Consider the following 11,982-nt stretch of genomic DNA (forward strand, 5'->3'; position numbering starts at 1 on the left):
GGGATCAGAGGGCGCGGTAGCTGCGCCCGTGCGGATGCGTGAGCGCGACGGGCTCGCCGCCCACGGCCAGGACGAACCGGTGCCGCTCCCCCGGCGGGACGAGCCGCTCGAACTCCGGGAAGACACCGAGCCCCTCATTCGACAGCCAGACGGCATCCGTCTGCGCCATCGTCCGCCGGAACCGCTCGCGGTCCTCGGGCGTCAGGTACGCGAGGACCGCGGTGTGGAAGACGACGAGCGTCGCATCGCTAGGGGCGGATGCCGCGGCACCCGTGATCAGGTCGTTCAGATCGCCGGCGCGGATCGGCGCGGGATCGGATGCCGCGATCCGCGCTGCGGCGGCGAGGCGGGCACGGCGGTCGTCGTGCTCGGGCCAGACGAGGGCATCGAGCCAGGCGAGGGTGTCGGGGTCGGCCGGGTCGAGGGGATTCAGGTCGATGCCTGCGCGCCACACCACCTCGGGGATCTGCGTCGGGGGCGCCGCGTTCTCGATGCGGCAGTCGAGGACCACCTCGGTCGGGGTCGGCGGGTCGAGCCCGGTGACGCTTCCGTCGTCGGCGGTGTAGCGATACGCATAGCGGTCGGGGTGCAGGCACAGCCCCGCCGACGCCCCGACTTCGAGCAAGGCGAGCGGACCCGGGATACGCGCGAGCTGCGGCAGCAGGACGGCGCAGCGAGCGGCCTCGTTCGTCTGCGTCGCGTGGGTGAGGGCGACCTCGCGGATCTGCGGCCAGTTGTCGATCCCCGTGCGGCGGGCGTGCGGCCACGGGGCGATCGGCACACCGGCGACGCGCATCGCCGCGAAGACGAGGTTGGCCTGCCGCTTCGCCCGCGGCAGCTCGTCGATCAGGGCGAGCATCTCGGCGTCGTCGGCGACGCCGAGCGCCCAGTCCTCGTACACGGCCGACGACCCGGCGGCTTCGCGCGCGCCGAAGGTCCGGTAGTGCTCGGCCGTCGGCGAGTCCGCCGCGACGCCCCACGAGGATAGGTCGGTCATGGCGCGAGCGTAGTCGGCCGCGCTGCGCGGCTACTCGGCCAGGAAGGCGAGGGCGGCTTCGCGGAAGACGCGGGAGCCGGGGGCGTTGAAGTGGTGCCGGTCCGGGATCTCGATGAACCGTCCCTGGGGCGTCGCGGCGGCGAGGGACTTCGACCCCTCGATGATGCCGTCCTTCGTGCCGGTCGCGAAGAGTACCGGCTGGCCGGGAGCCTTCCCGGGGTCGGGGTCGACGGTGCCCGTGGCGCGCATCCCGCGCGCGATCGCGAGGAGCGCCCGCAGGTCGTTGCCGGGCACACGCTCGGTGAGGGTGATGTAGTTGTGGGTCACGGCATCCGTCACCGGCACGCCCTCGTCGACGTACGCCTGCACCTGATCGAGGTTCAGGCGTCCGAGCGGCACCCCGTCGGGGACGCCGCCGAGGACGACGCGAGGGATGCGGGGTTCCAGGTCGCGAGCGACCTCCCACCCGACTCGGGCGCCGAGGGAGTACCCGACGTACAGCGCCTCGTCGACGAGGTAGGTGTCGAGGACGGCCTCGAGGTCGGTCACCATCGTGCGCAGGGCGTAGGCGTGGGAGTCGTGCGGCTTGTCGCTCGCGCCGTGTCCGCGCTGATCGACTGCGAGCACCCGGTACCCGCCGCGCAGCAGGTCGCGGACCCACCCCGTGTTCACCCAGTTGTCTCGCGCGCTCGAGGCGAACCCGTGCACGAGGATGACGGTCGGGGCATCCGCCGGTCCCCACTCGTAGGTGGCGATGCGGTAGCCGTCGCCCACCATGACGAACTGCGGGTCGGGTGTCTCGGTCAGAGCGGGGAAGACGGTGGTCACCCCACGATTGTGCACCCCACAGGTTTCACTCAGGTATCGGCCCCGCCGAAGCGTTCCCCCGAGACGTGCTCCTCGGCGACGCGCCGGAGCGCGAGCAGGAGTGGCTCCACGAGCACGGTCCCGAGCACGACGTACCGCACCGCGTCTTCGGCCGAGGTGGTCGGGATGGCGTCGATCTCGGCCTCGACCATCTGACGGATGCCGACGAGGTAGGCATCCATCGTGGTCTCGGGGATCGCGAACCCGCCCCGCTCGATGCTGTCGAGGGCCCGCGCGACGCCGGCGACCTGCTGCGGCGTGCACGTCTCCGGCGCCCAACCCCACCGCCGAATGAGTTCCTGCGCGGCGGTCGGATCGAGGTCCTCGTCGACCGGCGGCGAGATGGCCGCGTGTGCCATGCCGAGCAGGTGGTTCGGGTTGTCGGGCGGATCGTCGAGCGCCGCGACAACCTGGCGCGCCGAGGCGATGCCGACCCCGGAGTCGACGAGGGCGCGGATCAGCCGGAGCCGTTCGACGTGGGCCTGTCCGTAGACGGCCTGCGTCGCGGACGTCCGCTCGCCCTCCGGCAGCAGCTTCTCGCGCAGGTAGTACTTGATCGTCGCAACCGGGACACCCGTCACGGTGGCGAGTTCCGAGATTCGCATCGATTCCCCCTTGACTTCGATAGTAGTGCTATCCATTCTGGATAGTGACACTATCGAAAGGCTCGACATGACCCGCATGACGCACACCCACGACGGAGAACTCGTCGTCTTCCATCTCGGCATGACGATCCGGAAGTGGTGGCGACCCGATCTCTGGATGCCGGTGTCCGCCGCCATGCCCCGGATGATGGCCGAGCTCCTCGGCGACCCCGAGTCGGGTCTGCTCGGCTCGACCATGCTCCTCGGCAGACGGGGACCGTACCTCGTCCAGTACTGGTCGTCGGTCGACAAGCTCTACGCCTACGCGTCGGCCCCGGAGCAGGCCCACCGCCCGGCGTGGACCCGCTTCAACCGGCTCGCCCGCTCGCACCCCGGCGCGATCGGGGTGTGGCACGAGACGTACCGCGTCGCCGCGGCGGAGTCGATCTACGTGAGCACCCCCGCGATGGGCCTCGGTGCGGCGACGGGACTGGTCGAGATCGGCCGCCGCCACGACCGGGCGCGCGCACGCCTCGACGACGGCGCAACGGTGTGAGGCGCGTCAGCGCTTGCGCGCCAGCCGGCGACGCGTGTCCGGGCGACGACGCAGAGCCCGTCGCATCCGTGAGGTCGGTTGCGGCAGCGGCACCGGCTGCGTCACCACGGTTTCTACGGTCATCGAGCCGTCGACCGGTCCGATGACGGCGATCGGCGTCGTCGGCGTGATGGTCATCGGCGCCATCGGCATCGTCGCCAGCATCCGGTGCGCGCGGATGTACGCGGGGATGAGGATGACGGCGGCCGATATCCACGCCAGCGGATTCGACCACGCGACGCCGATGAACCCGAACAGCGCACCCAGAAGGATCGCCGCCGCTGCGCGGGCGATGAGCTCCACGACACCGGTCACCGTCGGGATCACGGCGTTGCCGAGTCCCTGCAGCGCACCGCGGGTGACGAACAGGACGCCGAGCGCGGTGTAGCTGAACCCGTTGATGACGAGCATCGCGACCGCGAGGTGCACGACCTCGTCGGCGCCGTCGCCCACGAAGATGCGGACGATCGGGCCGCCGAGCGAGATGAGCAGGATGCCGAGCGCCACAGCCGCGCCGACGGCGATCCACGTGGCCTGCACGACCCCGCGCCGGATGCGGTCCGGGCGACCCGCACCGTAGTTCTGGGCGACGTACATCGAGACCGCCAGCGACATCGACTGCAGCAGGGCGACGGCGAGACCGTCGACACGGGATGCCGCGGTGTAGGCGGCGATCGCCTCGCCGCCGAGCGTGTTCAGCGCCACCTGCACGGTCAGCGCACCGATCGCGATGATCGACGCCTGGAATCCCATCGGCAGACCGAGTCGCAGGTGGGCGACGATGTCGGCGCGGGTGATGCGCCAGTCCTCCCGCTTGAGGTGCAGCTCGGGGATGCGGCGGCGCACGAACTCGAGGCACAGGAGCACCGAGACCGCCTGCGCGACGACGGTCGCCAGAGCCGCGCCGGCGACACCGAGGCCGAGCCAGGCGATCGCCGCGATCACGAGTACGACGTTCAGGGCGCACGCGACGATGAGGAAGATGAGCGGGGTCCGCGAGTCGCCGATGGCGCGGATGACGGCGGAGAGGAAGTTGAAGAACATGAGTGCGCCGGCACCCAGGAAGCTCACCTGGGTGAAGACGGTCGCATCCGCGAGCAGCTCGGGCGGGGTCTGCAGAGCGACGAGCGCGGGCTCGGCGATGAGCGGTGCGCCGACGGTGAGGATCACCGTCGTGATTCCGCTGAGCAGGGCGCCGGTCGCGACCGAGCGGCGCACGCCGGCGGAATCCATCGCCCCGTAGGCCTGCGCGGTCGGGATGGCGAACCCGGAGGTCAGTCCCCAGGCGAATCCGAGGAGCAGGAACAGGAGGCTGCCGGTGGCACCCACGGCGGCGAGCGCGTCGACGCCGAGCAACCGTCCCACGACGATCGTGTCAGCGAAGTGGTACAGCTGCTGCACCACATTGCCGATCATGAGCGGCAGGGTGAACAGCAGGATGACACGCCAAGGGCGGCCCGTGGTGAGGGAGGTGGCCATGGGGGGGCTTTCGGGGGTTCGAATCGATTCGAGGTCGATCGATTGTACCGAGGGCTCCCTGGGAGACGTAAGGGGGGTCCACGAGAAAAAGGGCGCCGATTTCTCGGCGCCCTTTCTCGGAGAGGGGTCAGAACGTGGCGGTCTCGGGGTTCGAGCCGACGCGCAGGCCGCGGTCGAGCGCACCGATTGCGGCGACCTCGTCGGACGTGAGCTCGAAGCCGAACACGTCGATGTTCGAGCGGATGCGCTCGGGCGTCGCCGACTTCGGGAAGACGATGAGGCCCTCCTGCAGGTGCCAGCGGATGACGACCTGCGCGGGGCTCACACCGTGGGCCTCGGCGGCATCCGCCACGGCCTTCTCGCCGAACAGGTCGTACTTGCCCTGACCCAGCGGTCCCCAGGACTCCGTCAGGATGCCCTTCGGCTCCTGGAAGGCGCGCAGCTCACGCTGGGCGAAGGCGGGGTGCAGCTCGATCTGGTTCACGACCGGGACCGTGTCGGTCTCGTCGAACAGTCGCTGCAGGTGCTGCTGGTGGAAGTTCGACACACCGATCGAGCGGGTGAGCCCTTCGGCACGGAACTTCTCGAACTCCTGCCAGGTCTCGACGTAGAGGTCCTTGTCGGGGCGCGGCCAGTGGATCAGGTACAGATCGACGTGGTCGAGGCCGAGCTTCTCGAGGCTCGCCTCGATCGCGGGACGCGCCTTCTCGCGCCCCTGCTCGGAGTTCCACAGCTTCGTGGTGATGAACAGCTCGTCGCGGGGGATGCCGGAGGCGGCGATCGCGCGGCCGACGCCTTCTTCGTTCTGGTACGCCGCCGCCGTGTCGATGTGGCGGTAGCCGGCCTCGAGGGCGACGCTGACGATGCGCTCGGCCTCGGCAGGGTCGACCTGGAAGACGCCGAAGCCCAGCTGGGGGATGGTGTGTCCGTCGTTGAGTGTGAGAGTGGGAACGGTCATGGGATTCAGCTTTCCACCGCTCGATGGGCGATCCCTATGCCTTGACGAATCGTGTCGGATGCGGCATCCGCTCAGCGCACTCGACGCCGATAGGTGAGGACGGCGCCGAGGTAGGCGAGGACGAGGATGCCCACGCACCAGGCCAGGGCGATCCAGATGTCGGCGCCCACCGGACGGGAGGTGAGCAGGTCGCGCAGCGCATCGACGATGGAGGTGGTCGGCTGGTTCTCGGCGAACCAGCGGACCGGCCCCGGCATCGATGCGGTCGGCACGAACGCCGAGCTGATGAAGGGCAGGAAGATCAGCGGATACGAGAACGCGCTCGCCCCGTCCACCGTCTTCGCCGACAGTCCCGCGATGACCGCGATCCAGGTGAGCGCCAGGATGTAGACGATCAGGATGCCGACCACGGCGAGCCAGCCGACGAGCCCCGCGGTGGGCCGAAACCCTGCGACGAACGCGACACCGACGACCAGGGCGAGCGAGACCAGGTTCGCCACGAGCGAGGTGAGCACGTGCGCCCACAGAATCGACGACCGGGCGATGGGCATCGACTGGAACCGCTCGACGATGCCGCCCTTCAGATCGAGGAAGAGGCGGTACGCGGTGTAGGCGACTCCCGAGGCGATGGTGATGAGGAGGATGCCGGGGAGCATGTAGTCGATCGACGCGTCGGGGCCGGTGTCGATGGCACCACCGAAGACGAAGACGAAGAGCAGCATCAGCGCGACGGGCGTGACCGCTGTCGTGACGATCGTGTCGGGGCTGCGGAGGACGTGGCGCAGCGACCGGCCGAGCAGGGTGGCGGTGTCGCCGACGACGTGGGTCATGACGGATCCTTCCGAGCGGAGTCGGCGCTGCGGCCGATCACGGCGAGGAAGACCTCCTCGAGGGTGGGCTGCTTCTCGACGTACTCGACGGTCGGGGCGGGGAGCAGCTTCTTGAGGTCGACGAGCGTGCCGGAGGCGTGGATGCGGCCCTCGTGCATGATCGCGATGCGATCCGCGAGCTGCTCGGCTTCGTCGAGGTACTGCGTGGTGAGCAGCACGGTCGTGCCGGCTGCCGCGAGGCGACGGACGGCATCCCACACCTCGATGCGCGCCTGCGGGTCGAGGCCCGTCGTCGGTTCGTCGAGGAACACGATTCCCGGGTCGCCGATGAGGCTCATCGCGATGTCGAGGCGGCGGCGCATGCCGCCCGAATACGTGCCGGCGCGGCGGGGACCGGCATCCGTCAGCGAGAACGTCGCGAGCAGGTCGTCCGCGATCCGTCCGGGGTCCGGCTGATGGCGCAGCCGCGCGATGAGGACGAGGTTCTCGCGTCCCGTGAGCACCTCGTCGACGGCGGCGAACTGTCCGGTGAGACTGATGGCCTCACGGACGGATGCCGGCTCGGCGGCGACGTCGATGCCCGCCACCCGGGCGGTGCCGGCGTCGGCGCGCAGGAGCGTCGAGAGGATGCGCACGAGGGTCGTCTTGCCGGCGCCGTTGGAACCCAGCAGGGCGAAGACGCTGCCCGGCGCGACGTCGAGGTCGACGCCGCGCAGCACATCGAGGTCACCGAACGACTTGTGCAGCCCCCGGATCTCGATGGCGGGGCGGGTCGCGGTGAGAACGGTCATGGCCTGCCCTCCTGCCGGGACTGCGCGTCGGCGATCGCCTGGACGAAGCGCGCGCGTTCCTTGTCGATCCATTGCTTCGCGCTGTAGGCCTGCGCGAAGGTCTCGGCGAAGTCGACCGGGTCGGACCCGACGATCTCGCGCACGGGCGTGCCGTCGACGGCGGCGCGCTCCCAGAGGTCGGCGCCATCGACGTACATCTGGACGATCGCGTCGCCGTCGATGACGCCGCCGTAGTAGGTGAGGTAGCGGCCGAACGCTTCGGCCGCCTCACGGTAGGGCTCGGGGAGCGCGCGGATGCGGCTGCGTGCCTCGCGGTACTGCTTCTTCTGTTCGAGCGGTCCGGTGACGAACTCGATCCACTTCGACGCCATGTCAGCGTCCTTCGTTCTCGGTCGTGTCTGCCTGCAGGTGGGTGAGCCGGTCGGCGAGGGAATCCCACGCCTCCCAGAACTCCGCGAGCTGGTCGTGCCCGCTGCGGTTGAGGGTGTACACCTTGCGCGGCGGACCCTTCTCGGAGGGGACCTTCTCGACGTCGACGAGGCCCTTCTGCTCGATGCGCGTGAGCAGGGCGTAGACGGTGCCTTCGGCGATGTCGGGAAAGCCGCGGTCGCGAAGCGACGCGGTGATCTCGTACCCGTAGGCGGGTCGCATCGCGAGGATCGCGAGCACGATCCCCTCGAGGACGCCCTTGAGCATCTCGGTCGTCTGCTTGCCCATCGGATCCTCCGGTACTCTGTGACACTGGGTACCGGTACATAGTGTCACTGAATACCGAAGAGTGCAAGAGCGCTAGCACCATCCCCCGCCATCGGCAACGGCTCGAACGAGCGGTCGCCGGCGGCGCACCATGATCCCATGACCCCTCCGCTCACGGACGCCGATCTGTCGGGCCTTCTGGCCCGGACAGCGCTCGGCGATGCGGAAGCTTTCGCGCAGCTGTACGACGCGACGTGCTCGGCCGCCTACACGCTCGCGACGCACATCCTAAGCAACGAGCAGCCGGCACAGCGCGTGCTGCAGCAGGTCTACGTCCATGTATGGGAACACGCCGCCGAAGCCGAGGCGCGGCATCCGCGGGCCTGGGTCCTCCTGCTCACCCACCGCCACGCGATCGCGCTCCGACGCCGCACGGACGCGCGGGCCGAGGCCGTCTCGCGACAGCGGCTCGGCGACATGAGCATCGAGCAGCATCGGGTCATCGCGCTCGCCTACTTCGGGGGCTACACCCAGACCGAGATCGCCGCGCTCACCGGGGAGACCCTCAGCGCGGTCCGCTCCCTCACCCGCGGCGCCCTCGACCAGCTGCACGCCGCGGCACGCGTCGTGACCTCACCGATCACGATTCCGCGCCCGACCGGCGTCGTCGCGTAGCGCCGGCCTCAGACGGCGGCGGCCATCGCCCGACCCGCCGCGCGGCCCGAGAAGATGCAGCCGCCTAGGAATGTGCCCTCGAGCGCGCGGTAACCGTGCACGCCGCCGCCCCCGAACCCGCTCGCCTCACCCGCGGCGTACAGCCCCGGGATCGGGTCGCCTCCCGCGGCGAGCGCACGGCCGGACAGGTCGGTCTCGATGCCGCCGAGACTCTTGCGCGTGATGATGTGCAGCTTCACCGCGATCAGCGGACCGTTCTTCGGGTCGACGATCGGGCCCGGCGTCGCGACGCGCAGCAGCTTGTCGCCCCGGTACCGCCGCGCCTGCCGCACGGCGGTGACCTGCGCGTCCTTCGTGAACGGATTCGTCATCTCGCGGTCGCGGGCCTCGAGTTCGAGGCGCACGCGATCGATGTCGAGCAGATCGGATGCCGCCCGCATCCGCTCGAACAGCTGCGGCACCGTGTCGGCGACGATGAAGTCCGCCCCGCGCTCCTTGAACGTCTCGACCGGCGGGGTGGCCCGGCCGGCCTTCAGCCGCCCCGCGAGGAGCTTCAGGTCCTTGCCGGTGAGATCGGGGTTCTGCTCGCTGCCCGAGAGGGCGAACTCCTTCTTGAGGATCGCCTGGTTGAGCACGAACCAGCTGTGATCGTGACCCGTCGCGACGATGTGCTCGAGGGTGCCGATCGTGTCGAACCCCGGGAACAGCGGGGTCGGCAGGCGGTGACCGGTGGCATCCAGCCACAGCGACGAGGGCCCCGGAAGGATCCGGATGCCGTGGCGCGGCCACACCGGGCTGTGGTTCTGGATGCCCTCGACGTAGTGCCACATGCGGTCGCCGTTGATGAGGTGCGCGCCGGCGGACTCGGCGACCCCCAGCATCCGTCCGTCGACGTGGGCGGGGACACCCGACAGCATCGTCTCCGGCGCGCGCCCCATGCGGGCGGGCCACTGCGCGCGGACGAGATCGTGGTTGCCGCCGATGCCGCCGCTCGAGACGAGCACGGCCCCGGCGCGGAACGAGAACCCACCCGTCTCGTCGCGGTTGCTCGGCGCACCGCGCTCGGCGGCGTCGGGGGCGAGCACCGCGCCGCTGACGCCGACGACGGCGCCCCCGTCGACCTCGAGGCGGTCGACGCGGTGCCGGAACGCGATGCGGGCGCGGCCCGATGCGACCCCCTCGAGCACGCGTCGGACGAACGGATCGAGCACACCGGGACCGGTGCCCCACGTGATGTGGAACCGCGGCACCGAGTTGCCGTGCGCCGTCGCGCGGTCGCCGCCGCGCTCGGCCCAGCCCACGACGGGGAAGAAGCGGATGCCGCAATCCCGCAGCCACGCACGCTTCTCGCCGGCCGCGAACTCGAGGTACGCCTCGGCCCACGCCCGCGGCCAGCGGTCCTCGGGGCGGTCGAAGCCGGCGGAGCCGAACCAGTCCTGCCGCGCGAGGTCGAGCGAATCCTTCACGCCGAGCCGGCGCTGCTCGGGCGAGTCGACGAGGAACGGTCCCCCGAACGACCACCACGCCTGCCCGCCGAGGCTCGCCTCGGGCTCCTGCTCGACGATCAGCACGCGCTTGCCGGCGTCGAGGAGCTCGGCGGCGGCGACCAGTCCGGCCAGTCCCGCTCCGACGACGATCGCGTCTGCGGCATCCGTTGTCATGCGTGCGTCTCCTTCGACGTGCCCGTCGGCGGCGACGGGTGCTGAAGAGACTCTAGGCGGATGCGGCGTGCTCGGCGCTGGTCGCCGCCCGGTCCAGGTGACGAATGCACGACCGGTGGGGCGGGTGTTGCGTGCGCGCGGCGGCGAGGCGACTCCTGCACCACCGGTCGTGCATTCGTCACCGCTATAGGCTGAAACCGCCGTCGCTCGTGAGGACCTGGCCGACGATCCAGGCGCCCTCGGCGGTGGCGAGCCAGCCGATGAGGGCGGCGGGGTCGGTCGGCACTCCGACGCGGCCGAACGCGGTCGTGCGCAGCCACTCGTCGAGCGCCGAGGTGTCGCGGTCGGCGGTGTCGGGATCCATGTACCCCGTGTTGACCGGCCCCGGGTTGATCGTGTTGAGGATGATGCCGAGGTCGAGAAGGTCGGCCGCGACCGTGCGGGTGACGCCGGCCAGCGCGGCCTTGCTCGTCGCGTAGGCGACCTCGCCGCGCATCGCGCCGTGCCCCTGCCCGGACGTCATCCAGAAGACACGCCCGGTGGGCTCCGCGTACGGCTTCGCACCCTCGACCGGGTCACCCGGCCGGCGCTGCCCGGACTGCGGCGGTGCGAGGCGGCGGGCGAACTCGGCCGTCAGCAGGAGCGTCGAGCGCGTATTGGTGTCCCAGAACGCGTCGAGCCGGTCGGCGGTCATGTCGAGGATGCCGCCGTCGTCGCCGCTCTTCGCGTGGTTGCAGACGAGGATGTCGAGGCGTCCGGTGAGCGCAGCGGCGGCATCGATGAGGCCCGGGACGGTCTCGGCATCCGTCAGATCGACCTCGGCATCGCCGAAGCGCGCGTCGCCGACGAGGGCCGAGCGGATGCCCGTACGCACCGCGTCGAGGTCGTCGCCGCCCCACGGCTGGTCGAGGTCGTGCGGACGCCAGTGCTGAATGAACACGCTCGCTCCGAGCTCCGCCAGGCGCACCGCGACGGCGTACCCGATCCCGCGCCGGCGTGAGACACCGGTGATGAGGGCGGTCGTGCCGGTCAGCGGCGCGGTCATCGGTGCGGCCTCACGGTGAGGGACTGCACGACCGAGCCGAGGACACCTCGGTCGTCGTGGAGGATCGTCTGCGTCATCCCGAGCCCCGTCGCACCGAAGGTGACGGTCGTGTCGAACCCGATCCAGCCGTCCTCGGGCGCGCGGACGAGGTGGAGCGTCAGGTCGAGGTTGGGGAAGGCGACCTCGCGCGGGTCGGCGCGCGGGGTCACGCCGTTGGCGATGTCGATGAGCGACACCAGGCGGTCCGTGGTCGAGACCGGCTCGCCCTCGAGCAGCGGGACGGCGGGCAGGATCCAGGTCTGCGCGCGCCCGGGTCCCTGCTGACGCCGGCGCACCTCGCCGACGGTCGCGATGAACTGACCGGGCCAGGCCGACGACGGGTCGACGCGCTCGACCGCGTCCCGCGGCGGCATCGACGGGTACGCCGAGCCGGCGAGCCCCTCGGTGTCCCGCGTGTGCATGAGCCATGCGCGCGCGCTGAGCGCCGGTCGGCCACCCTGCGCGAGCGTCGCCTCGACGAGCTCGATGCTGCGGCCGGGACGCAGTACTCGACACGTCACCTCGACCTCGTCGATGGGGATCACACCGAGGATGTCGACCGAGAGGCGCGACAGCTGCATCGGCTGCGGGCTGCGCGCCGCGTGGTCGACCTCGATCGCATGGGCGAGCAGGCCGATCGGCGGAGCCACGTGCTGCTCGGCGGGGTTCCACGCCCCGCCGGTGAAGGCGGTGGGGCGGAACCGGGTCGCGTCCGTCCGTTCAGAAGCGATGCGGTCGAAGTAGGCGGGCACGAGAAGGGATGCT

The 11,982-nt window shown here is 70.7% G+C and carries 14 protein-coding genes; 2 read left to right on the top strand and 12 right to left on the bottom strand.

What is annotated here, in order from left to right; all coding sequences use genetic code 11:
- Positions 1-4: 4 nt before the first annotated feature.
- Genes ACIGEP_RS10025 through ACIGEP_RS10035 form a run of 3 tightly spaced genes read right to left on the bottom strand, consistent with a single transcriptional unit; the run spans position 5 to position 2,469 of the window.
- Positions 5-997: a DUF2332 domain-containing protein gene (locus tag ACIGEP_RS10025; RefSeq protein ID WP_396661476.1), complete on the bottom strand. Its 993-nt coding sequence runs from the start codon at positions 995-997 to the stop codon at positions 5-7.
- A gap of 30 nt (positions 998-1,027) precedes the next feature.
- On the bottom strand, positions 1,028-1,825 hold the full coding sequence (locus ACIGEP_RS10030) for an alpha/beta fold hydrolase (RefSeq protein ID WP_396661477.1): 798 nt from the start codon (positions 1,823-1,825) through the stop codon (positions 1,028-1,030).
- A 29-nt stretch (positions 1,826-1,854) separates the two neighbouring features.
- Complete coding sequence (locus tag ACIGEP_RS10035; RefSeq protein WP_396661478.1) at positions 1,855-2,469, bottom strand: MerR family transcriptional regulator; 615 nt, start codon at positions 2,467-2,469, stop codon at positions 1,855-1,857.
- A 67-nt stretch (positions 2,470-2,536) separates the two neighbouring features.
- Between ACIGEP_RS10035 and ACIGEP_RS10040 the strand changes: the two genes are divergently transcribed.
- Complete coding sequence (locus ACIGEP_RS10040; RefSeq protein ID WP_396661479.1) at positions 2,537-3,004, top strand: DUF4188 domain-containing protein; 468 nt, start codon at positions 2,537-2,539, stop codon at positions 3,002-3,004.
- A gap of 6 nt (positions 3,005-3,010) precedes the next feature.
- Here ACIGEP_RS10040 and ACIGEP_RS10045 read toward each other — a convergent pair whose 3' ends face one another.
- From ACIGEP_RS10045 to ACIGEP_RS10070, 6 genes are all read right to left on the bottom strand, one after another.
- The gene (locus ACIGEP_RS10045; protein ID WP_396661480.1) at positions 3,011-4,522 is read right to left on the bottom strand and encodes an MATE family efflux transporter; all 1,512 of its coding nucleotides are present in this window, start codon (positions 4,520-4,522) and stop codon (positions 3,011-3,013) included.
- 127 nt (positions 4,523-4,649) lie between these two features.
- A complete protein-coding gene (locus ACIGEP_RS10050; RefSeq protein WP_396661481.1) occupies positions 4,650-5,480 on the bottom strand; it encodes an aldo/keto reductase in 831 nt (276 codons plus the stop codon).
- Between the two features lie 71 nt (positions 5,481-5,551).
- Positions 5,552-6,310: an ABC transporter permease gene (locus ACIGEP_RS10055; RefSeq protein WP_396661482.1), complete on the bottom strand. Its 759-nt coding sequence runs from the start codon at positions 6,308-6,310 to the stop codon at positions 5,552-5,554.
- Complete coding sequence (locus ACIGEP_RS10060; protein ID WP_396661483.1) at positions 6,307-7,101, bottom strand: ABC transporter ATP-binding protein; 795 nt, start codon at positions 7,099-7,101, stop codon at positions 6,307-6,309. The genes ACIGEP_RS10055 and ACIGEP_RS10060 overlap by 4 nt, the downstream gene beginning before the upstream one ends.
- Positions 7,098-7,472, bottom strand: a complete 375-nt coding sequence (locus tag ACIGEP_RS10065) for a DUF1048 domain-containing protein (protein WP_396661484.1) — start codon at positions 7,470-7,472, stop codon at positions 7,098-7,100. Before ACIGEP_RS10065 ends, ACIGEP_RS10060 begins: the two co-directional genes overlap by 4 nt.
- A gap of 1 nt (position 7,473) precedes the next feature.
- Positions 7,474-7,818, bottom strand: coding sequence for a PadR family transcriptional regulator (locus ACIGEP_RS10070; RefSeq protein ID WP_396661485.1), 345 nt, complete (start codon positions 7,816-7,818; stop codon positions 7,474-7,476).
- A 138-nt stretch (positions 7,819-7,956) separates the two neighbouring features.
- Between ACIGEP_RS10070 and ACIGEP_RS10075 the strand changes: the two genes are divergently transcribed.
- Positions 7,957-8,472 (top strand): sigma factor-like helix-turn-helix DNA-binding protein, encoded by a 516-nt coding sequence (locus ACIGEP_RS10075; protein ID WP_396661486.1) that lies wholly within the window; start codon positions 7,957-7,959, stop codon positions 8,470-8,472.
- A gap of 8 nt (positions 8,473-8,480) precedes the next feature.
- Here the strand turns inward: ACIGEP_RS10075 and ACIGEP_RS10080 are convergent, their stop codons facing one another.
- From ACIGEP_RS10080 to ACIGEP_RS10090, 3 genes are all read right to left on the bottom strand, one after another.
- Positions 8,481-10,133 carry an FAD-binding dehydrogenase gene (locus ACIGEP_RS10080; RefSeq protein WP_396661487.1) on the bottom strand — a complete coding sequence of 551 codons (1,653 nt, stop codon included), beginning with the start codon at positions 10,131-10,133 and terminating at the stop codon, positions 8,481-8,483.
- A 184-nt stretch (positions 10,134-10,317) separates the two neighbouring features.
- Complete coding sequence (locus ACIGEP_RS10085) at positions 10,318-11,178, bottom strand: SDR family oxidoreductase (RefSeq protein WP_396661488.1); 861 nt, start codon at positions 11,176-11,178, stop codon at positions 10,318-10,320.
- Positions 11,175-11,969 (bottom strand): thioesterase family protein, encoded by a 795-nt coding sequence (locus ACIGEP_RS10090; protein WP_396661489.1) that lies wholly within the window; start codon positions 11,967-11,969, stop codon positions 11,175-11,177. The genes ACIGEP_RS10085 and ACIGEP_RS10090 overlap by 4 nt, the downstream gene beginning before the upstream one ends.
- Positions 11,970-11,982: the final 13 nt, after the last annotated feature.

The sequence above is a fragment of the Microbacterium sp. NPDC077663 genome (assembly GCF_044542795.1).
Taxonomy (GTDB): Bacteria; Actinomycetota; Actinomycetes; order Actinomycetales; family Microbacteriaceae; genus Microbacterium.

Bases quoted from the DNA above. Each gene is read 5' to 3' on its own strand.
- ACIGEP_RS10025 (WP_396661476.1), bottom strand. From the start codon at position 997: ATGACCGACCTATCCTCGTGGGGCGTCGCGGCGGACTCGCCGACGGCC.
- ACIGEP_RS10035 (WP_396661478.1), bottom strand. From the start codon at position 2,469: ATGCGAATCTCGGAACTCGCCACCGTGACGGGTGTCCCGGTTGCGACG.
- ACIGEP_RS10040 (WP_396661479.1), top strand. From the start codon at position 2,537: ATGACCCGCATGACGCACACCCACGACGGAGAACTCGTCGTCTTCCAT.
- ACIGEP_RS10045 (WP_396661480.1), bottom strand. From the start codon at position 4,522: ATGGCCACCTCCCTCACCACGGGCCGCCCTTGGCGTGTCATCCTGCTG.
- ACIGEP_RS10050 (WP_396661481.1), bottom strand. From the start codon at position 5,480: ATGACCGTTCCCACTCTCACACTCAACGACGGACACACCATCCCCCAG.
- ACIGEP_RS10055 (WP_396661482.1), bottom strand. From the start codon at position 6,310: ATGACCCACGTCGTCGGCGACACCGCCACCCTGCTCGGCCGGTCGCTG.
- ACIGEP_RS10060 (WP_396661483.1), bottom strand. From the start codon at position 7,101: ATGACCGTTCTCACCGCGACCCGCCCCGCCATCGAGATCCGGGGGCTG.
- ACIGEP_RS10065 (WP_396661484.1), bottom strand. From the start codon at position 7,472: ATGGCGTCGAAGTGGATCGAGTTCGTCACCGGACCGCTCGAACAGAAG.
- ACIGEP_RS10070 (WP_396661485.1), bottom strand. From the start codon at position 7,818: ATGGGCAAGCAGACGACCGAGATGCTCAAGGGCGTCCTCGAGGGGATC.
- ACIGEP_RS10075 (WP_396661486.1), top strand. From the start codon at position 7,957: ATGACCCCTCCGCTCACGGACGCCGATCTGTCGGGCCTTCTGGCCCGG.
- ACIGEP_RS10080 (WP_396661487.1), bottom strand. From the start codon at position 10,133: ATGACAACGGATGCCGCAGACGCGATCGTCGTCGGAGCGGGACTGGCC.
- ACIGEP_RS10085 (WP_396661488.1), bottom strand. From the start codon at position 11,178: ATGACCGCGCCGCTGACCGGCACGACCGCCCTCATCACCGGTGTCTCA.